We start from the raw sequence: 21,417 nt of genomic DNA, 5'->3' as shown, positions 1-21,417 counted from the left end.
CTGCGTCATAAGTAGTGGGTTTAGATGAGTTAGAACCTTGATTAGCCCCCTCATCGCCTATGGTCGGTGTTGGAGTAGCTGTTGAAGATAGTTCATTAACTCCTTCTACTTCTGTTGCTGATACCGCGCCAGCTCCGAGAAACATCAAACCAGCCGCAATCGCCACTGATGCTGCACCAAAGCTGTACTTACGAATACCGTAACGAATGTACTTCTCCGTTCTAAAATCTTGTTGACCTCTCTTCATGAGATTCAACCTCCTTTATGCATGTTTTTTAATATTGAATTGAAATATACAGACAAACAAAAAGCCCCCCCCCTTAAATTTTTTAGTAATATTAAGAGGTTATCATTTTAAAAAGGGTTGCCTAATAATTATCAATATCGTTTAATATTGTATCATACGACTATTATTAATTCAAGTTTCATCTCCATATATTTATCGTTTCAATCCAATGTTGCCTTCGATACAATAGAACGTACACAAGTTTTTAAACACTGACATCAATGTACTAGGATATGTAACTCCATTCTGAACAACTATTAGTATGAGTCTAGTAAAAGACTCAATTTTATAAGAAAAGGGAGTAAATATTTTCACGAAAAGCGCATATTATCAAGATTTTGAAAACCTGATAATATGCGTTTCCCTAATTTTTAATACTTTTTATTTAGACTAACTCATTCCGTTTTCTTTATAGCTTGTTTCTATCTATTAACAAAAATGCATTGCCATAATCATACCGTAGAAACTTAACTCCTTTTATAAAAGCTGATAATATTTCCTTTCGCTTCCAGAGATTTCTATGAAAAAAAACGCCACATGGGCGTTTTCCTGTTCTTACGGTTTGATACGGTGCAACATACGTGGGAATGGAATGGCTTCACGGATATGTTTTGTTCCTGCTGCGAAGGTTACCATACGCTCGATACCGATACCAAATCCTCCGTGTGGAACTGTACCGTATTTACGAAGGTCAAGGTAGAATTCATACTCTGTACGATCCATGCCAAGTTCATCCATCTTAGCAACTAATGCATCGTAGTCTTCCTCACGCATAGAACCACCGATGATTTCTCCGTAACCTTCTGGAGCAAGCAAGTCTGCACAAAGCACGCGCTCTGGATTTCCAGGAACTGGTTTCATGTAGAAGGCCTTGATGGCTGCTGGGTAGTTCATGACAAATGTTGGCACACCAAAGTGGTTTGAAATCCAAGTTTCATGTGGTGAACCAAAGTCATCTCCATGCTCAAGATGCTCGTAGTCAGCATCTTCATCATTTTCATGCTCTTGCAAGAGGTCAATGGCTTGATCGTAAGTGATGCGTTTGAATGGCTCTGCAATGTAGCGTTTCAAGAGTTCTGTATCACGTTCCAAAGTTTCCAAGGCTTGAGGCGCACGGTCAAGAACACCTTGTAGAAGAGCTTTCACATAAGCTTCTTGCAAGTCAAGCGACTCATCATGTGTCAAGTAGGAGTACTCTGCGTCCATCATCCAGAACTCAGTCAAGTGACGGCGCGTTTTTGATTTTTCGGCACGGAATACTGGACCAAAGTCAAAGACACGACCAAGAGCCATAGCGCCTGCTTCTAGGTAAAGCTGACCTGATTGGCTCAAGTAGGCTGGCGTTCCGAAGTAGTCTGTTTCAAAGAGTTCTGTTGAATCTTCTGCCGCGTTTCCTGAAAGGATTGGGCTATCAAACTTCATGAAACCGTTCTTGTCGAAGAACTCATAAGTTGCATAGATAATAGCGTTACGGATTTGCATCACGGCTACTTGCTTACGAGAACGAAGCCACAAGTGACGGTTGTCCATCAAAAAGTCTGTTCCGTGTTCTTTTGGTGTAATTGGGTAGTCTTGAGATTCACCGATCACTTCGATGTCTGTAATATCCAACTCATAACCAAATTTAGAACGTTCGTCTTCTTTAACAATACCTGTCACATAAACAGAAGTTTCTTGGCTCAAGCGTTTGATAACATCAAACTTCTCAAGTCCTACTTCTTCACCAAATTTTTCGACAAAGTTTGGTTTAAAAGCCACACCTTGGAAGAAGGCTGTTCCATCACGCAATTGCAAGAAGGCAATTTTCCCTTTTCCTGATTTGTTGGCAACCCAAGCGCCAATCGTCACTTCCTGACCAACATAGTCTTTTACATCAATAATCGTTACACGTTTTGTCATTATTTTTCCTTTTCTTTTTCTTTTATTTTTCCATAAATGCTTTCAAGCGTTTAACTGCTTCTTTAAGCGTGTCTAGGTCTGTCGCATAGCTGAGGCGGACATTTTCTAGCGCTCCAAATCCTGCTCCTGTAATCAAGGCCAGACCAACTTCTTCAAGAATAGCCGTTGTAAATGCTGTTACATCGCTATAACCTTTCATCTCCATGGCTTTTTTAACATTTGGAAAGAGATAGAAGGCTCCTTGTGGCTTAACGACTTCAAAACCAGGGACTTCACATAATAGCGGATAAATGGTATTGAGACGCTCCTCAAAAGCCTGACGCATGATCTCAACAGAATCCTGTGGTCCTGTTAAGGCTTCGATGGTTGCATATTGTGAAACAGCAGTTAGGTTAGAAGTTGTTTGACCTGTCAATTTGCTCATAGCAGCAATGATTTCTGGATCACCTACCGCATAACCAACTCGCCAACCCGTCATGGCATATGCCTTAGATACACCGTTGATAACAATGGTTTGCTTACGAATTGCTTCTGATAGACTTGAGATTGGAACAAATTCATTTCCATTATAAACAAGGCGACCGTATATATCATCAGCTAAAATCAGAATGTCATGCTCAACTGCCCAATTTCCGATAGCTAGTAATTCTTCACGAGTATAGATCATACCTGTCGGATTGGATGGCGAATTCAGCACCAAAACCTTGGTCTTGTCAGTACGAGCTGCTTCCAACTGCTCTACGGTCACCTTAAAGTGATTGTCTTCCTTAGCAGGAACAAAGACGGGAACGCCTTCTGCCATCTTGACCTGGTCTCCATAGCTAACCCAGTAGGGGGTTGGGATGATGACTTCATCACCTGGATTGACCACAGCCATAAAGAACGTATAGAGGGAAAACTTGGCACCTGTAGCAAAGGTAACCTCATTACTTGCGACAGAATAGCCATAGTAACGCTCGAAGTAGGTATTGACTGCTGCTTTTAACTCAGGCAAACCTGAAGCTACCGTATAGAAAGAAGCACGTCCATCTCGAATGGCTGCAACAGCTGCATCTTGAATATTTTTGGGAGTATGGAAATCGGGCTGACCTAAAGTTAAGAAAAGTACATCTTTTCCTTCAGCCTTTAACTTCTTTGCTCTTGCATCACTAGCCAGAGTCACACTTTCTTCCATTTCTAAAACACGGTTGGATAGTTTCATAGGCCCTCCTTATTGACCAATGCTCCTGTTTCAAAATCTACTAGATAAAAATCAGAGCCTGACTTGACTTCCCAGATTGGCTTGTCTTGATAACGGCCAAAGGTAATCTTGTCAATCTCGCCAGCTCCTTTTTCCTTAGAAAGAGCTTCTGCTTTTTCTTGTGAAATACCCTGATTTAGCTGATAAACGTAAATCTTATGGTCATCTTTTCCAATCAGGACAGCAAGTGCTTCTTGTTTTTTATTACGACCAAGAACGCTATAATAGGATTCCAAGCCATTGTATAAGTCAACCTGATCAGCTTGCTCTAATCCTGCATACTGCTGAGCTAATTTTTCTCCTTCACTTTTAGCTGTTTGATAAGGTTTCATACTCAGAAACACTAGATACAGAAAGGAAGCACTGATAACCACAAACAAAATCGTCATCCCTAGACCATACTGCCACAGTAGATTATTTTTTGCTTTGTTTTGTCTTTTTTTCACTCGTCTATTTTACCATCTATCTTGCTTTATTACAAGCGAATATAAGAATACTCTGCGAAAATCCAATTCAAACTTTGTCAGCGTCGCCTTGCCGTACCCAAGTACTGTCTGCGGCTTGCTTCCTAGTTTGCTCTTTGATTTTCATTGAGTATAAGAAACCAATTCTATTTCTTCCTTTAAACAAAACAGATTTTTCTTGTTTAGAACCGAGCAAGAAAAGTAAAGACAGCTCCAAAATCAACCTATTAAAAAACCTGAGCTTGGCACTCAAGTTTTCGTAATTTTTTTGATCTATGGAATCACTTTATCATCCATTCTTTTAGCCAATTTTCCTAAAAAGATAGCCAGTAGAAGGCTAATCATGACTAAAAAGAAACCTAGATAAAGAAATGCTACTACAAAGCCTAAATGGTCAATCAACCAGCCTGTCAGTGGGAAGAAGACAATCATACTCAGGCTAAACATCATAGAGTAGACACTCAGCATGGTTGCCCTTACTTCACTTGGAAGGCGCTCTTGCAAATCGTTGTCAAAAATCGGCTGAAAAAGAGCATATAGAGCATTACTAATCAAATAAACCAAAATATAGATTAGAGGTATTCCAAAGTAAGAAAGCATATAGGTGATTCCAGTCAGCAGGACGAGGATAGGGAAAAGCTTCAAGGCGGCATACTTCTTTCCAATCTTACTCGCTAGATAGACTGCGACGATATTCAAGAGACTCCCAAGTAGCATAACTGCTGAAATTTGCCAACCACTTAAATCTGGTAACTGATTTTGATAGTAAAAATAAAACATGCACATGAGTACTCCGACAATCTGAGACAAAATCATCCAGTTGAACAGCATGGGATTTCGCTTCAACTCATCCTTAACGGTCCAAATAATCTGTTTCATGCTCACACTATCAGCTTTTTCTAGCTTGACACTAGGTTCTTTCAGCATCCAAATCAGGAAAAGAACTATGATAGAAGTCGCAATCATGATATAGTAGGTCAGGTGCAATTGGCCATGGACAAAAAATCCCGCCAACACTGTCCCCAAAGACCGAGTTCCTTCTGCTACTCCTGACATAAAACTTGAAATGGATAGATAGCGCTCCTTTAGTCCAGCCTCTACAGCAGAGTCATAGACCATTGCTGCACTTGTTCCCGAATCAAAATTATAAGACAAGGCACTTATCGCCATTGCTAGTGCATAAATCCAAAAATTTCCCTGCCCAGCCAACATGAGAATAGAAGACACAATCCCTGCTATACGACTTAAATAAAGGTTGGTCTTATAGGAATAGCGGTCAGCTAACATTCCAGATGGAATTTCACAGAGAAGACTGGTAGTATGAAAAATACTTTCCAGAAGTCCAATCTGCCAAAGAGACATTCCGTTTTGACTGAGAAAGAGAATCCAAAAACTGGTAATCCCTAAAAATGCAAAAAACTCAACTCCGGCCATCAGGCCAATATTTTTCCGATAATTTCTTATTAACATCTTTTCTCCTTAACAAGTGTATTATTATTTCTTTTGTCCGTCACTTGTTAATCTTTGCCTTACATGATCTCCACCCCTTTTTAGAAGCATTCTTCAATGCCATTATTGTTCCTTTAATGATTTATGAAATGATACCGGAAAATAGCTGTTCTGCGGTTTTTATTGCGAGTTTTCTTGTTTATTTTAGCACTTATGTCATCATATTACAAGAGAATGTTAGAATACTCTTCGAAAATCAAATTCAAACCAGAACCTAAGTAAAACAGTTCTTACTTTTCCAGTCGCAAGTAACTAGAGCTTCTGTAATTTTATCATTTTCAAATTAACTTTGAGCAAATTTCTTGCAAGTTGTTTTCTTTTGTTGTAATATATTTTATAACAACGAGAGAGTTCTCGAAATTTTAAGAAAAAGGAGACACAACATGTCTAAAAAAGTATTATTTATCGTCGGATCCCTACGCCAAGGTTCTTTCAACCACCAAATGGCGCTTGAAGCTGAGAAAGCACTTTCTGGTAAAGCGGAAGTTAGCTATCTTGATTACTCAGCCCTTCCTCTCTTTAGCCAAGATTTGGAAGTTCCAACTCATCCAGCTGTAGCGGCTGCTCGTGAAGCGGTTCTCGCTGCGGATGCCATCTGGATCTTCTCTCCAGTCTACAACTTTTCTATCCCTGGAACAGTGAAAAACTTGCTTGACTGGCTATCTCGTGCCCTTGACTTGTCTGATACACGCGGCGCTTCTGCCCTTCAAGACAAGTTTGTCACCGTATCATCTGTAGCTAATGCCGGTCACGATCAACTCTTCGCTATCTACAAAGACCTCTTGCCATTTATCCGTACACAAGTCGTTGGTGATTTCACCGCTGCACGTGTTAATGACTCTGCCTGGGCAGACGGAAAATTGGTTCTCGAAGAAACAGTCCTAAACTCACTTGAAAAACAAGCGGAAGACTTGGTTAATGCTATCAAGTAACTAACATAATAAAAGCGAGCAAGACTACTTTTCTGACACTCAGAAGACTAGCTTGTTCGCTTTTTTCTCATTTATAAACTAAAATAACTGATGATACATATTGTTAAATATAAAATATCTTTTCATACTTCCTTTACAAAAACCAATTCCTGTGGCTGTGACAAATCTTCTCGGTAGTTAAATCCTGCAAAGCTTAAGCGACGAGCTTCCTCCACCGTCTGTACTTGATTTTCTATCAGGGCTGTCAGGAAGGCACCACGCGCTTTCTTGGAAATGGTTGAGTGAATCTTCAGCTGACCACCTCTATCCTCCATGAATTTGAAGGTCACCATTTTTTCTCTGATTTCCTTAGAAAATACAGTCTCAAACTCTGACGACAAGAGAGAGAAAATCATTTCTTCCTGCGTCACAGCTTCATCATAGGCTGCCTTCCAATGGCTCTTCAAAGTCTTACCTGCGACTCTTAACTTCATCAAAAAATCCAAACGGTGAGGCGCCATAGGTGACAAGGCTGGAACAACACCGTACAAAGCCGAGGTAATGAAGACATGATTTTCAAGATAGGCTTGTTCTACCTCGGTCAATTTATCTCGCTTGATGTGGCGGTACATGAGCCCATCAAAAAGTTTCAAGGCTGGATAGTGTTGAGCAGTTTGCCCTTTCAAAGCTTGGATATTTTGAAATTCTTCCTCTGCCTTCTCAGCTGATACCTTGTAAAAACTCTCCAATTGACTAGCAGAATAGAGGGCCAAGGCATCCAGCACGGCCTGACTTTCTGGTCTTAAGGAAGTTGGCTCAATACTAGGCAAATCTGTGTTCATTTCTTTTGCTGTTGGGATTAAAATTTTCATATTGATAGTGTAGCATATTTTTTAGCCACAACCAAGACATTCATCTGATACTCAATGAAAATCAAAGAGCAAACTAGGAAACTAGCCGCAGGTTGCTCAAAGCACAGCTTTGAGGTTGCAGATAAAGTTGACGTGGTTTGAAGAGATTTTCGAAGAGTATGAAAAAACTCGGTTTGACCGAGGCTTCTCTATTTATTTGGGCCATCCTAACCAGACAGCCACGAGAACAAGGGCTAGGCCAGCTAAACTTGTTAAGATAGATAAGAATTTATCTTTTTTCTCCTTGAACTGAGAAAAACCTATCTTCAAAGCGAGCAATCCAAGTAGCATTGAAGCAACCATCAAATAAAACCCCATTTCTTTGTCCTCCATTAGGCTTATTTTACCTTATTATAACATATATTTCTTAAATAAGCCTTTTTTACTGCACTTTAAAGGTCTTGAGATAATTGTCTTTTCCTACTTGACCTTCGAAGGTTTTACCATTTTCAAGATAAGGGAGGTCATCTGATACTGAGGCCTTAACCTTATATATCTTACCATCAACTTTAAAGAAGTAGACGGTGTCTCCCTTGATAACAGCTGATTTGAGGTCTGCTACCACACCCTTGATGCTTTCTATTGTTGCATTATCAATTTCAAGATCGTTTTTATTGGCGTACTTGCTAAGCAGTTCTTCCACTGTCGTAGCTACGATAACATTTTGGTACTCGACTGCGTCTACCAGAGCATACTCTTTGACCAAGCCCGCATTGTCCTTCAAGCCTATGATGTAGAGAGGCTTGTCATTGAGATTGATGAGGATTGGGAAGGTTGCCTTGTAGGATTTCTCCTGAACAGCACCTTCTGCTGATTCACGGGCTGATTCTTCGGTCGCAGAAGCCAAGCTATACTTAGTGATTTCTCCTGTTCGCATATTTTCAAGGATGAAACCAAGATTACTTTCATCTGCATTAGCCGACGTCACACCTGTGTAGAGATAGATGTCATTGCCGATAGACAAGTAGTTATAGCCCTTGGTAGTCTGGGTCACGTTTTTCTTGGAAATCATGGCATTCCAAAAACCGTCCTTGTACTTGCCGTTGTAGTTGATTTGCTCGATGGTTTCCTCAGCTGGATAGACCCTGTCCACCCATTCTGGAACATCTGCCAAGCTGTATTCCTTGGTTTCTCCATTTGTGGCATCCAAGATAATAACTGAAACAGGACGAGGAACCGCCAGTCCAAATTGCTTTTGGTAAACCGTTGCTACATAGAAAGGATTACCCTCATCGTCCACCTCGAAAGATGGAGTTTTGAAGATCTTGGTTGGGTACTTCAAGCGCAGGTGACGCTTGACATCGCGGTTAAAATACTCCGAGTCCGAATACTTGATTGGTGTCTTCAAGTCCACCAAGTCCGCATTCCCGGTTACCATGTCCACCTTGATATACTCGCCGATTCCCTTGGCTTGATTGTTAAACCACTTGATAGGATCTGCGTATTCTAGTGGCGTAACTCGATAAGGCTTCCCATCAATCGTCAATTGAGTATAGGTGTCTGCCGCTACGTACTGCGACACCTTATCTGTTAGGGAACCCAAGTAGCGGTCCCCAATTTTTTCAGCAGTACTTCTATCTAAGATTGGAACCTTACTGGTGTCAGTCTTAGGAAATTCAGTAAAGTCTTTTTCCGTAACCGTGACTACATTGGCATAATTTTTAGCCTGAAAAATGCTGGAAGTCACCAAGGAAACCAAGGCTGCTAAGAGAAGAATTCCTCCAATCGAAGCTAAAAGAACTTTCCCTAACCGATTGATTTTGAAACCCTCAAGATTTAAGTCAGCTTCCGCCTTGCCGTGGCGCACATGAACTGTTTTGACAAGGTTTATCCCCTTGCCAAAGCCAAATAAGACTGCTACAAGCAGCAAATGCCCACAGAGGAAAAAGAGAAATTCCCAGCTGGTCAGGTTAAGGGGCGGTAAAAAGATATACCAGGTCGTTGCGATAAAAATAAGTTCAAAGACTATTCGTTTCATTTGCTTTCCTCCTAAATGATTCGTCCTTCCAAGTGATCCAGTTCATGCTGGCAAATCTGAGCTGGGAAGCCTGTCAAGGTAATGGTCTGTTCCTGCCACTTGCTGTCTCGATAGACAACCCTTATGGTTTCATAACGCTTAGTAGGTCTCACACCTGTCAAGGACAAACAGCCTTCTTCTGTCTCATAAGGTCCTTCAGAGGACAGGAGCACTGGGTTAAACATGACCACAGGAACCAAGCCCAGATTAAAGATAATCACGCGCTTCTGCACCCCAATCATATTGGCAGCCAGACCAACGCAGGTCTCACGATTTGCTAAGAGTGTATCCTGCAAATCTCTGGCAAGATACAGATCATCCTGACTTGCCGGCTGAGATACCTGAGATAAAAACAAAATATCCTTCACAATTTTCTTTTCCACTTCCTCACACTCCTCTTACTTTTTACTATATTATAGCAATTATAGCACAAAAGCCAATAACTGCAAGCCCTTTCCTTCAACTGTAGCAAAAAGCCATCCGAAGATGACTTTTTTGCTACTTAATTTCTTTATAAGTTACTTCCATGCCACGATTAACAGCTGGACGATTGGCAATTTTTTCTGCCCATTTTACTAAATTCTGGTAACTTGAGGCATCCAAGAATTTTGCAGAACCTTGATAAAGGTTTCCTTGGACTAACTGTCCATACCAAGACCAGATAGCAATATCTGCAATCGTATAGTCATTGCCTGCAATATAAGGTTTCTGAGCCAATTCCTTATCCAATAAATCCAACTGGCGTTTCACTTCCATCGTAAAACGGTTAATAGGATATTCCAATTTTTCAGGGGCATAATTGAAGAAATGTCCAAATCCCCCACCTAGAAAAGGTGCTGCACCTGCTTGCCAGAATAGCCAATTCAAAACTTCTACCTTTTCCACAGGATTACTTGGTAAAAAGGTTCCAAATTTCTCAGCAAGGTATAAAAGAATATGAGCAGACTCAAAAACTCTTACATTTTCAGTCCCTGACTGGTCCAACAAGGCTGGAATCTTGGAATTTGGATTGAGCTTTACAAAGTCTGAACCGAATTGTTCCCCATCCATGATAGCAATCTTATACAAGTCGTAAGCTGCTTGCTCAAAACCAGCTTCTAGTAATTCTTCCAATAAGATAGTGACCTTCACACCATTTGGTGTTCCCAGTGAATAAAGCTGAAAAGGTTGTTCTCCTTTTGGCAAGTTTTGTTCGAAACGGGCACCTGCTGTTGGTCTATTTAAGCCCGTAAAGGCTCCTTGATTACTAGCTTCATCTTGCCATACGGTCGGTAATTGATAAGCTGACATCAGAAACCTCCCTTAAATCGCATTCTTATCAAAGCCGAGTTTACGTTGGATGAACTTAACGATTTCGACGATAATAATCATTGAGAAGCTTCCGCCCATAACGATTCCCCATTGTGACAAGTCTAGTTTTGTTACGTGGAAGATTCCTTCAAGCGGTTCTACGACGATTGTTGCCATGAGAAGGATGAAGGATACCAAGATAGACCAGTTGAAGGTCTTAGACTTGAATGGGCCAACTGTCAAGATGGATTGATAAACAGATTTCACATTGTATGCATGGAAGAGCTGAATCAAACCAAGGGTTGCAAAGGCCATCGTTAGAGCATCTGCATGAATGGCATGATTGTCACCCACATGAACTGGGTAAAGAAGGGCAAGTCCATAAACACTCATAACAATAGCTGCTTGGAGTACACCTTGATAGATGATAGAACTGAAAACACCACCTGAGAAGAAGCTTGCCTTGCGTCCACGTGGTTTATGGTTCATGACACCAGGCTCAGCAGGTTCAACACCAAGAGCAATAGCTGGGAAGGTATCCGTTACCAAGTTGATCCACAAAAGATGAACTGGCTGCAAAACATCCCAACCAAACAAGGTTGATAGGAAGATGGTCAATACTTCAGCAGTATTGGCAGAAAGTAAGTACTGAATAGTCTTTTGAATGTTTGAGAAGACCTTACGTCCTTCTTCCACTGCAACGATGATAGTCGCAAAGTTATCATCTGCAAGAATCATGTCAGATGCACCCTTAGAAACCTCTGTACCAGTGATTCCCATACCGATACCGATGTCTGCTGTTTTCAAAGCCGGAGCATCATTGACACCGTCACCTGTCATGGCAACGACTTTACCTTGTTTTTGCCAAGCCTTGACGATACGAACCTTGTGTTCTGGAGACACACGGGCATAAACAGAGTATTGACCAACTACTTTTTCAAAGTCTTCATCAGATAGTTCGTTGAGCTCAGCACCAGTTAAAACGTGGCTTTCGGTATCGTTTGCGTCAATGATTCCCAAACGTTTAGCAATAGCTTCTGCTGTGTCTTGATGGTCACCAGTAATCATGATTGGACGGATTCCAGCTTCCTTAGCCACACGAACAGCCTCAGCTGCCTCAGGACGTTCAGGGTCAATCATCCCAATCAAACCAGTAAAGATTAAATCATTTTCAAGCTCTTCAAAAGTGAGGTTTTCTGGAATGCTATCGATAATCTTATACGCACCTGCAAGGACACGTAAGGCTTGGTGGGCCATTTCAGAATTGTTTGTATGAATGAGGTTTGTAACCTTCTCGTCAATCGGAGCAATATCCCCAGCCTTATCACGAAGAACACAACGTTTCAAAAGTTGGTCTGGCGCACCCTTGACTGCTACAAGGAAACGACCGTCTGACAATGGGTGAACCGTTGACATGAGCTTACGGTCAGAATCAAATGGCAACTCAGCCACACGTGGATATTTCTCTAAGAAACCTTTAACATCGTAGCCCTTGTCCAAGGCATATTGGATAAAGGCTGTTTCGGTTGGGTCACCAATCAGGTTGCCTTCCACATCGATTTTCGTATCATTAGCCAAGACAACTGAACGAAGAAGGGGCATTTCAAGACCTAGTTCAATGTCATCAGCTGAATCATGTAGAACCGCATCGTAGAAGACTTTTTCGACGGTCATCTTGTTCATAGTCAACGTACCAGTCTTATCAGAAGCGATGATTTCAGTTGAACCAAGTGTTTCTACTGCTGGCAACTTACGAACGATAGAGTTTCGTTTTGCTAAAACTTGAGTACCAAGGGAAAGAACGATGGTAACGATAGCAGGAAGTCCTTCTGGAATGGCTGCAACGGCAAGGGCAACAGAAGTCAACAACTCACCAAGTGGACTTTTCCCTTGGATGAAGACACCCACTACAAAAGTAACAAGGGCAATGACCAAGATAGCATAGGTCAAGACCTTAGAAAGGTTGTTCAAGTTTTGTTTGAGTGGTGTATCCGTCTCATCTGCATCTTGGAGCATACCCGCGATATGACCAACTTCAGTGTACATACCTGTATTGACAACAACACCAAGACCACGACCATAAGTCACATTTGAGTTTTGGAAGGCCATGTTGACACGGTCACCAATACCAGCATCTGCAGCAAGTTCAACTGTCAAATCTTTTTCGACTGGCACAGACTCACCTGTCAGGGCAGCTTCTTCGATTTTAAGAGAGTTAGCTTCTAGCAAACGTAAGTCTGCTGGTACAACATCACCAGCTTCGAGAGCGACGATATCACCTGGTACTAATTCTTTAGAATCAATCTCAGCCATATGACCATCACGAAGAACGCGAGCAGCTGGACTAGACATGGATTTGAGGGCTTCGATCGCTTCTTCTGCTTTCCCTTCTTGGTAAACACCAAAGGCAGCGTTAATGATAACTACGGCTAAAATGATAATGGCATCTGCGATATCTTCCCCACCAGAAGTCACGACTGACAAGATTGCTGCCGCAACTAGGATGATAATCATCAAATCCTTAAATTGCTCGATGAATTTGACCAGGATTGATCGTTTCTCGCCTTCTTCGAGTTCATTGTGGCCAAATTCTGCAAGGCGCTTTTCCGCCTCACTTGATGACAAACCTTGCTCGGTCGCATCCACAGCCTTCAAGACCTCTTCAGGACTCTGAGTGTAAAACGCTTGGCGTTTTTGTTCTTTTGACATGTGTCTCCTCCTTGACATTGTGTGCAAAACAGACTCTCTTTTCCCTCATCGCATCTTTTCACGACAAACAAAAAGAGACCTGTTAATCATAACAAGTCTCGCTGTTTAAGATAGTGCCGGAAAGCATACTTTTCAGTATAAAATTCGGAATGACGACACTATCACAGGTTTCTGCCAGCTACTCCCTTGAGTAGTACTATTATACCAAATTTTGAAAAGTTTTCAAATAGTAAAAACTGCCTTGTTTGAATTTTCCCTTGAAAACCAGTATAATGGTAGAATGCTATGTGACTAGAAAGGAAGTTGAATGAAGCAATCTATCTCAAATCTCAAGTTAGCTGAGCGTGGGGCCATTATCAGCATTTCAACCTATTTGATCTTGTCTGCAGCAAAATTAGCAACAGGCCACCTCCTTCATTCATCCAGTTTGGTGGCCGATGGTTTTAACAACATATCGGACATCATTGGAAATGTGGCCCTCTTGATTGGCATTCGGATGGCGCGCCAACCTGCTGACCGAGACCACCGTTTTGGTCACTGGAAGATTGAAGATTTGGCTAGCTTAATCACTTCCATCATCATGTTTTATGTCGGCTTTGATGTGCTGAGGGATACCATTCAAAAGATTCTCAGTCGGGAAGAAACGGTCATTGATCCTCTGGGTGCAACTCTAGGAATTATGTCTGCAGCGATTATGTTTGTGGTGTATCTCTACAACACTCGCCTCAGTAAGAAATCCAACTCCAAGGCACTAAAGGCTGCCGCCAAGGACAATCTTTCTGATGCTGTTACCTCACTTGGTACGACTATTGCCATCCTAGCTAGCAGTTTCAATTATCCGATTGTAGATAAACTGGTTGCCATTATCATCACTTTCTTTATCTTGAAGACCGCCTATGATATCTTTATCGAGTCTTCCTTTAGTCTTTCAGATGGCTTTGACGATCGTCTGCTTGAGGACTATCAAAAGGCCATTATGGAAATTCCCAAGATCAGCAAGGTTAAGTCGCAAAGAGGTCGCACCTACGGTAGCAACATTTACCTTGATATTACGCTAGAAATGAATCCTGACTTATCTGTTTTTGAGAGTCATGAAATCGCGGATCAGGTCGAGTCTATGCTGGAGGAGCGTTTTGGCGTCTTTGACACCGATGTCCATATCGAGCCAGCACCTATCCCTGAGGATGAAATTTTAGACAATGTCTATAAAAAATTGCTTATGCGTGAACAATTGATTGATCAAGGAAATCAACTGGAAGAACTCTTGGCTGACGATTTTGTCTATATTCGTCAGGATGGAGAGCAGATGGATAAAGAGGCTTATAAAGCCGAAAAAGACTTGAATGCTGCTATCAAGGACATCCAAATCACTTCCATCAGTCAGAAAACAAAACTCATCTGCTATGAGTTAGATGGTATCGTCCATACCAGTATCTGGCGCCGCCACGAAACCTGGCAAAATATCTTTCATCAAGAAACCAAAAAAGAATAGAGAAATCCTGTCCATGAGACGGGATTTTTCCATTCTTCTAGCTATCAAACTCACTTAAATACTCATAGCGTTCGTATTTTTCAAGAAGTGCTTCGTTTTTCTCATCCAGTTCTTTTTGGAGAGTAGCCAGCTTACCAAAGTCAGAGCCGTTGGCCTGCATTTCCTCTTCAATCGCAGCGATACGGTTTTCCAAGGCTTCAATATCACCTTCAATGCTTGCCCACTCCTGCTTTTCTTGGTAGGTCATGCGTTTCTTCTCTTCTCGAACCTTGACTACTTTTTCCTTTTCGACCTTTTGTACTTGATTGGCCATCTCTGTTTCAAAGGCTTTTTCATCAAGATAGTCGGTGTAATGACCAAAGAAAGGACGAATCTTGCCATCTTCAAAAGCGAGAATCTTAGTCGCTACCTTATCCAAGAAATAGCGGTCGTGACTAACAGTCAAAACTGGACCAGCAAAGCCTTGTAAGAAATTCTCCAAAACTGTCAAGGTTGCAATGTCTAGGTCATTTGTCGGTTCATCCAAGAGAAGAACATTTGGTTTTTCCAAGAGCAGTTTGAGGAGATAAAGACGTTTTTTCTCGCCACCTGACAATTTCTCAATCAAGGTTCCATGCGTCGAACGTGGGAAAAGGAACTGCTCCAGCAGCTCTGCAATCGAAGTACTAGAACCACCACTGGTCTTGACCTCTTCTGCCACTTCCTGCAGGTAATTGATAACACGCTTGCTTTCATCCAAGCCCTCAATTTGCTGAGAGAAATAGGCGATGCGAACAGTTTCCCCAATCACAACTTGGCCTGCTGTCGGCTCAAGACTTCCTGCAATCAAGTTAAGGAGAGTTGATTTCCCAACACCGTTGTCCCCAACAATTCCAATACGATCTTTAGCCTGCACCAAGAGATTAAAATCTTGCAAAATAGGCTTGTTTTCATAGGCAAAGGAAACATCCTGAAACTCGATGACTTTCTTCCCAATACGACTGGTTTCAAAGTTCATAGTCAAGTCTGTCTCAGCACTACTGCCTGAAACCTCTTTCTTCAAGTCATGGAAACGATTGATACGAGCCTGCTGCTTGGTCGCACGCGCCTGCGGTTGTCTGCGCATCCAGGCCAATTCTTGCTTATAAAGTTGTTCCTTTTTGTGGAGAAGAGCCGCATCACGCTCGTCCTGTTCCGCCTTAAGGCGAACATAGTCCTGATAATTCCCCTGATATTCTGTCAAGCCTGCGCGATCCAATTCGAAAATCCGTGTTGACAAAGCGTCTAGGAAATAACGGTCGTGGGTGATAAAGAGAACTGTCTTCTTAGAATTTTTCAAAAAGAGGGTCAGCCACTCAATAGTCGCAATATCCAGATGGTTGGTCGGCTCATCCAAAAGCAAGAGGTCGTGGTTGCCAAGTAAAACTTGCGCCAATTGGACTCGTCTTCTTAGACCACCTGACAATTCTCCAACTGGAGTAGATAAATTCTGAATACCCAGCTTGCTGAGAACAGTCTTTACCTGACTCTCAATTTCCCAAGCTTGGAGAGAGTCCATTTCTGCCATGACCCGTTCCAAACGCGCCTGCTTGTCCTCACTATAGTTGAGCATGAGGAGTTCATACTCACGAATAAGCTGGATTTCCTTTAGGTCGCTGGAGAGGACCGTATCCAAAACTGTCTTGTTATCATCAAAATCAGGATCTTGAGTCAAGTAACCAATCTGGTAGTCATTCTTAGCTGAAAAGGGACTGACATCCCCATCAAAGCCAGAAACACCAGAAAGAACATCTAAAAGGGTGGTCTTGCCAGTCCCATTGACACCGATTAGACCAATTCTATCCAAGTCATGGATGATAAAGGAAATATCCTTAAAAACGGTCTTATCACCGACGGATTTACTTAGTTTTTCAACGATAAAATCACTCATTTTTTCTCCCTCAGGTAAGCATGGATGGCTTGACGGTCATTTTCCAATTCTCCATCGACAATGGCATATTCAATCTCTGTTAAAATCTCTCCCAAGTCTGGGCCCGGCTGATAGCCATATTCCTTAATCAAAATACCACCGTTGATTTGGATTTCTTTCTTGTCATGAATGCTCAAACTATGGTAAGTTTCTGTGATGACTTGCGAATTGACTTCTTTTCCTTGGGCCTGACGAAGATTTTCAGCCTGTAAAAGCAACTCCAAGTCAAAGCGATAACAATCGCGCTTGCTCAACTCTCCCTTTTCACGCAAGGCCAAAATAGTCAGCAAATCCTGAACTTGCTTAGCAAACTGGCGTGAGGTCTTCCAAGCCTTCAAAAATGGCTGCGCATTTTCAATCTCCAAAACCCACAGTAAAGCCGCCCAGGCTTGTTCAGAGGATTCAAAGGTAAAATCGGTCTCTAATTCAAATAGTCTGTTGAGCTTGTCCTGGCTAGCTGCCATATCAGGGAGATAATCATAAGCTTGACTCTCAATCATGGAAGCCAAGCCCCTTCTCCAAAACGGAGCTAGCAAGAGTTTATCAAACTCAACGAAGGTACGCTCCACAGAAATTTTCTCCAAAAGCGGTGTCAAGGTCTTCATAGCTTCAAATGTTTCTGGCTCAAGTTCAAAGCCAAGACTGGCCTGAAAACGGAAACCACGCATAATCCGCAAAGCATCTTCGTTGAAACGCTCACTAGCCACTCCAACCGCCCTCAAGACTTGCTTTTCCAAATCTTCTAAACCATGAAACAAGTCAATAATTTCTCCTGTCTCGTCCAAGGCAAAGGCATTGACTGTAAAATCACGGCGCTTGAGGTCTTCTTCTAGCGAGCGAACAAAAGAAACCGCACTAGGTCTACGATAGTCCACATAGACATCTTCTGTCCGAAAAGTGGTTACCTCATACTCCTCATCCCCATCTAAGACCAAGACGGTTCCATGCTCGATTCCGATATCGGCTGTTCGCGGAAAAATCTGCTTGGTCTCCTCTGGATAAGAAGACGTCGCAATATCCACATCATGGATAGGGCGATTGAGGAGGGCATCTCGAACAGAGCCCCCAACAAAATAGGCCTCAAAACCTGCTTCTTTAATTTTTTCTAATACTGGTAAAGCCTTCTGAAATTCAGAAGGCATTTGCGTTAATCTCATAATAAGTGTTCTAATCCATAGACAAGCTCATGACGCTTGACAACTTCTTTAATTCCCAAATTCACCCCTGTCATGAAGGAGCTGCGATCATAGGAGTCATGACGAAGGGTCAATCCTTCTCCCTGATTGCCAAAGATGACTTCCTGATGGGCTACCAAGCCTGGTAAACGAACTGAGTGAATCCGCATGCCATCAAAGTCAGCACCACGGGCACCAGTAATCAATTCTTCCTCATCAGGCGAACCTTGCTGAATAGACTCTCGAACTTCTGCCATCAATTCAGCTGTTTTAATAGCTGTTCCACTCGGGGCATCCTTTTTCTTGTCATGATGGAGCTCGATAATCTCCACATTTGGGAAATATTTGGCAGCCTGCCTTGCAAATTGCATGAGTAAAACAGCACCCAAGGCAAAATTTGGAGCGATCAAACCACCCAAATTTTGTTCACGAGAAAATGCTTTTAGCTCTGCAATTTCTTCACTTGTAAAACCTGTTGTTCCAACTACTGGAGCAAAGCCATTTTCAAGAGCAAAACGTGTATTTTCGTAGGCAACAGTTGGAGTAGTAAAATCTACCCAGACATCCGCTTCAAAGCCTGCTAAATCAACCTTATCCTTGAAAACAGGAATTCCCTGCCATTCTGACTCAGACTCAAAAGGATCCAAAACTGCTACCAAATCTAAGTCTGGATCAGCCAAGACCATCTGACAAGCAGCTTGGCCCATCTTTCCCTTAAAACCGGCAATAATTACTCGAATACTCATCTCTACTCCTGTCTAAGATACAAAGGACGTTAGCTGCACAAGAAAATAGGGAATGACGCTGACTTTCCACAAAAGGCAAGACAGGCATCTTTTTTCATGAGGCAGGTAGTCCGTGTTCAATTGCTAAGATACAAGGCATCTTAACTAGTCTAGAAGTGCCAACTAAATTACTGGAATATAACCCAGAGCAATGCTTCCTGATCCTAGGTGAGTTCCAATGACACTACCAAATGTAGCAAGTGAAACATCCGAACCCAAGCCAGAATCAAGCAAGTGCTGACGCAATTCCTCAGCCTTTTCAGGAGCATTTCCATGAATGACAATGACCCGGTATTGGCCTGAAGCCGTTGTTTCCTTGATAATTTCAATTAATCGCTTGGTTGCTTTCTTTTCGGTACGAACTTTTTCGTAAACTTCAATCACACCTTGGTCGTTGAAATAAAGGATTGGCTTAATGCTTAGCAGATTACCCAAAATGGCAGCCCCATTTGAAAGACGTCCACCTTTTACCAAATGATCCAAATCATCTACCATGATAAAAGCTGACGTACGGCTGATTTGAATGGCTAGCTTATCCTGAATGCTGGCAAAATCATCGCCCTGGTCACGCCAATTAAAGACGCTTTCAACCATGATACCCAGAGGAGCACTTGTAATTAAGGTGTCTGGAAAAGCAATGGTTAAGCCCTCATATTCATCTATCATATACTGGATATTTTGGTAAAAACCTGAAATTCCAGAAGATAGGAAAAGCCCCAAGGCATGGGTATAGCCTTGTTCTTTTAGCGAAGTTAAGATTTCATCTAACTTGGCAATACTTGGTTGACTGGTCTTAGGTAATTCAGATGCCTGAGCCATTTTTTGATAAAATTCCTCAGCAGTCAGATTGATACCTTCGACATACTCCTCACCATCAATATTGACAGGAATATCCAAGACATATAAATCTTCTCTTTGCAAGGTCTCTGCACTGAGATAGGCAGAAGAATCTGTGATAACAGCTAGTTTCATATTAGAACTCCAAATTGATTCCTGGTAAGTCTAATGCAATTTCAGTTACTTCGTAAGTCAAACGGTTGAGCATGTTCAAACATGGACGAGCCAAAGTTTCCACTTCTTCTTGGCTCAATTCACTTGGTTCATTGACAATACGGCCATCGATGTGGTTTACCTGTGAAATGGTTCCACTGATGACAAACTTATCAAATACAATCATAAAGGTCAAGATGACAATCAAGGAAGTCACTTGATTTTCTTGGTCATGTTGGAGCAATTGGAAGTTCACATCCACCTTAGTTTCAGGAGCTCCATTTTCATTTTCCCATTCAAAATTACGCGCATCAAAATGATACTGACTAACAAATTCTTGTTCACGTTTAAGATTCATGTCTTTCTCCCTTGGCTACAATATTATAAGCTATTGTACCATAATTTTTTATTTTCATCTAGTTTTCTAGGATTTAGTCAATCCCGATTTCAGCTCGAACTACGTCTGCGATAGTATCAACATAGTAGTCCACTTCTTCTGTTGTAGGCGCTTCTGCCATAACACGCAAGAGGGGCTCTGTTCCACTTGGACGAACAAGGATACGGCCATTCCCTGCCATTTCTTCTTCCATCTTCTCGATGATATCCTTGATAGCTAGCACTTCCATAGCCTTTTCCTTCATGGCATTTTCCACTCGGATATTGACTAATTTTTGTGGATAGATGGTTAGTTCTGCTGCCAACTCTGACAAGCTCTTACCAGTTTCCTTCATGATTTTAGTTAATTGGACTGCTGATAATTGACCATCACCAGTTGTATTGTAATCCATCAAGATGATGTGACCAGACTGTTCACCACCAAGGTTGTAGCCTGATTTTCGCATTTCTTCAACAACGTAACGATCGCCAACTGCAGTGACTGCCTTGTTAATACCTTCACGATCCAAGGCCTTGTGGAAGCCAAGGTTAGACATAACAGTTGTCACAATTGTATTTTGAGCCAATTGTCCTTTTTCAGAAAGGTATTTCCCGATGATGTACATGATTTTGTCACCATCAACAATCTCACCATTTTCATCAACAGCAATCAAACGGTCACTGTCTCCGTCAAAGGCCAAACCAATAGCTGAGTCACTTTCTTTGACCACTTCTTGAAGGGCTTCTGGGTGTGTAGAACCAACATTAAGGTTGATGTTAAGACCGTCTGGTGTTTCTCCAATAACCGTCAATTGAGCACCAAGATCAGCGAAAATCTGACGGGCACTTGTAGAAGCTGCCCCATTAGCTGTGTCCAAGGCAACCTTCATTCCATCAAGAGGAGTTCCAGTTGAAACAAGGTATCCTTCATACTTACGCAAGCCTTCTGGATAATCTACCAAGGTTCCCAATCCTTCTGCACTTGGACGAGGAAGAGTGTCTTCCTCAGCATCTAACAGGGCTTCAATTTCTGCTTCTTTTTCATCATCTAGTTTGAAGCCATCACCACCAAAGAACTTAATCCCATTATCAAGGGCTGGATTATGACTAGCAGAAATCATGACACCTGCACTTGCTCCCTCTGTTTTGACCAAGTAAGCTACTGCTGGCGTCGCAAGAACACCGAGTTTATAAACGTGAATCCCTACTGAAAGGAGTCCTGCCACCAAGGCAGATTCTAGCATTTCCCCTGAAATACGTGTGTCACGTCCTACAAAGACTTTCGGTGCTTCCGTTTCATGTTGACTAAGAACATAGCCTCCAAAACGTCCTAGTTTAAAGGCCAATTCTGGCGTTAGTTCTAGGTTAGCTTCTCCACGGACTCCATCAGTCCCAAAATATTTACCCATTTTTATA

General features: G+C 42.0%; 19 protein-coding genes. 2 read left to right on the top strand and 17 right to left on the bottom strand.

Going from position 1 to position 21,417, the window contains the following annotated elements:
- The 5 genes from DSY56_RS10445 to DSY56_RS10425 all read right to left on the bottom strand — a co-directional run.
- On the bottom strand, nucleotides 1-247 hold a 247-nt coding region (locus tag DSY56_RS10445; RefSeq protein WP_160109925.1), incomplete at its 3' end, for a YSIRK-type signal peptide-containing protein.
- 594 nt (nucleotides 248-841) lie between these two features.
- Nucleotides 842-2,185 carry an asparagine--tRNA ligase gene (gene asnS, locus DSY56_RS10440; RefSeq protein ID WP_000167160.1) on the bottom strand — a complete coding sequence of 448 codons (1,344 nt, stop codon included), beginning with the start codon at nucleotides 2,183-2,185 and terminating at the stop codon, nucleotides 842-844.
- 22 nt (nucleotides 2,186-2,207) lie between these two features.
- Nucleotides 2,208-3,386, bottom strand: coding sequence for a pyridoxal phosphate-dependent aminotransferase (locus DSY56_RS10435; RefSeq protein WP_112445523.1), 1,179 nt, complete (start codon nucleotides 3,384-3,386; stop codon nucleotides 2,208-2,210).
- A complete protein-coding gene (locus DSY56_RS10430) occupies nucleotides 3,383-3,871 on the bottom strand; it encodes a cell wall elongation regulator TseB-like domain-containing protein (RefSeq protein WP_200832438.1) in 489 nt (162 codons plus the stop codon). The genes DSY56_RS10435 and DSY56_RS10430 overlap by 4 nt, the downstream gene beginning before the upstream one ends.
- 291 nt (nucleotides 3,872-4,162) lie before the next feature.
- The gene (locus tag DSY56_RS10425; RefSeq protein ID WP_112445521.1) at nucleotides 4,163-5,359 is read right to left on the bottom strand and encodes an MFS transporter; all 1,197 of its coding nucleotides are present in this window, start codon (nucleotides 5,357-5,359) and stop codon (nucleotides 4,163-4,165) included.
- A 422-nt stretch (nucleotides 5,360-5,781) separates the two neighbouring features.
- Here DSY56_RS10425 and DSY56_RS10420 point away from each other — a divergent pair, with 422 nt between their 5' ends.
- Complete coding sequence (locus tag DSY56_RS10420; RefSeq protein WP_112445519.1) at nucleotides 5,782-6,330, top strand: NADPH-dependent FMN reductase; 549 nt, start codon at nucleotides 5,782-5,784, stop codon at nucleotides 6,328-6,330.
- Nucleotides 6,331-6,452: 122 nt separating this feature from the next.
- On the opposite strand, the gene yaaA is transcribed toward DSY56_RS10420, so the two are convergent.
- From yaaA to DSY56_RS10385, 6 genes are all read right to left on the bottom strand, one after another.
- Nucleotides 6,453-7,181 (bottom strand): peroxide stress protein YaaA, encoded by a 729-nt coding sequence (gene yaaA / locus DSY56_RS10415; protein ID WP_112445517.1) that lies wholly within the window; start codon nucleotides 7,179-7,181, stop codon nucleotides 6,453-6,455.
- 192 nt (nucleotides 7,182-7,373) lie between these two features.
- Nucleotides 7,374-7,538, bottom strand: coding sequence for a YczI family protein (locus DSY56_RS10405; protein WP_138705830.1), 165 nt, complete (start codon nucleotides 7,536-7,538; stop codon nucleotides 7,374-7,376).
- A 64-nt stretch (nucleotides 7,539-7,602) separates the two neighbouring features.
- Nucleotides 7,603-9,198, bottom strand: a complete 1,596-nt coding sequence (locus DSY56_RS10400; RefSeq protein WP_112445511.1) for a hypothetical protein — start codon at nucleotides 9,196-9,198, stop codon at nucleotides 7,603-7,605.
- Between the two features lie 11 nt (nucleotides 9,199-9,209).
- Nucleotides 9,210-9,620, bottom strand: a complete 411-nt coding sequence (locus DSY56_RS10395; RefSeq protein ID WP_050085268.1) for a peptide deformylase — start codon at nucleotides 9,618-9,620, stop codon at nucleotides 9,210-9,212.
- A 115-nt stretch (nucleotides 9,621-9,735) separates the two neighbouring features.
- Nucleotides 9,736-10,527, bottom strand: coding sequence for a glutathione-dependent disulfide-bond oxidoreductase (yghU, locus tag DSY56_RS10390; protein WP_112445509.1), 792 nt, complete (start codon nucleotides 10,525-10,527; stop codon nucleotides 9,736-9,738).
- A 12-nt stretch (nucleotides 10,528-10,539) separates the two neighbouring features.
- On the bottom strand, nucleotides 10,540-13,236 hold the full coding sequence (locus DSY56_RS10385; RefSeq protein WP_112445508.1) for a cation-translocating P-type ATPase: 2,697 nt from the start codon (nucleotides 13,234-13,236) through the stop codon (nucleotides 10,540-10,542).
- 307 nt (nucleotides 13,237-13,543) lie between these two features.
- On the opposite strand from DSY56_RS10385, the gene mntE reads away from it, so the two are divergent.
- Nucleotides 13,544-14,728, top strand: coding sequence for a CDF family manganese efflux transporter MntE (mntE, locus tag DSY56_RS10380; RefSeq protein ID WP_112445507.1), 1,185 nt, complete (start codon nucleotides 13,544-13,546; stop codon nucleotides 14,726-14,728).
- A gap of 37 nt (nucleotides 14,729-14,765) precedes the next feature.
- On the opposite strand, the gene DSY56_RS10375 is transcribed toward mntE, so the two are convergent.
- The 6 genes from DSY56_RS10375 to glmM form a co-directional block, all read right to left on the bottom strand.
- Entirely contained in the window at nucleotides 14,766-16,637 is a 1,872-nt protein-coding gene (locus DSY56_RS10375; protein ID WP_112445505.1) for an ABC-F family ATP-binding cassette domain-containing protein, read from the bottom strand.
- On the bottom strand, nucleotides 16,634-17,833 hold the full coding sequence (locus tag DSY56_RS10370; RefSeq protein WP_112445503.1) for a CCA tRNA nucleotidyltransferase: 1,200 nt from the start codon (nucleotides 17,831-17,833) through the stop codon (nucleotides 16,634-16,636). The genes DSY56_RS10375 and DSY56_RS10370 overlap by 4 nt, the downstream gene beginning before the upstream one ends.
- On the bottom strand, nucleotides 17,830-18,597 hold the full coding sequence (dapB, locus tag DSY56_RS10365) for a 4-hydroxy-tetrahydrodipicolinate reductase (RefSeq protein ID WP_112445501.1): 768 nt from the start codon (nucleotides 18,595-18,597) through the stop codon (nucleotides 17,830-17,832). The genes DSY56_RS10370 and dapB overlap by 4 nt, the downstream gene beginning before the upstream one ends.
- Nucleotides 18,598-18,759: 162 nt before the next feature.
- Entirely contained in the window at nucleotides 18,760-19,608 is an 849-nt protein-coding gene (locus tag DSY56_RS10360; protein ID WP_112445500.1) for a DegV family protein, read from the bottom strand.
- A 1-nt stretch (nucleotide 19,609) separates the two neighbouring features.
- Complete coding sequence (locus tag DSY56_RS10355) at nucleotides 19,610-19,984, bottom strand: DUF1149 family protein (RefSeq protein ID WP_001050087.1); 375 nt, start codon at nucleotides 19,982-19,984, stop codon at nucleotides 19,610-19,612.
- Between the two features lie 73 nt (nucleotides 19,985-20,057).
- Nucleotides 20,058-21,410, bottom strand: a complete 1,353-nt coding sequence (glmM, locus tag DSY56_RS10350) for a phosphoglucosamine mutase (RefSeq protein ID WP_112445499.1) — start codon at nucleotides 21,408-21,410, stop codon at nucleotides 20,058-20,060.
- Between the last annotated feature and the right edge of the window lie 7 nt (nucleotides 21,411-21,417).

Origin of the sequence: Streptococcus sp. 596553 (assembly GCF_900411395.1) — a bacterium.
Taxonomy (GTDB): Bacteria; Bacillota; Bacilli; order Lactobacillales; family Streptococcaceae; genus Streptococcus; species Streptococcus mitis_BA.
Note: the sequence above shows the minus strand (reverse complement) of the source record. Positions and strands in the feature narration are given on the sequence as shown.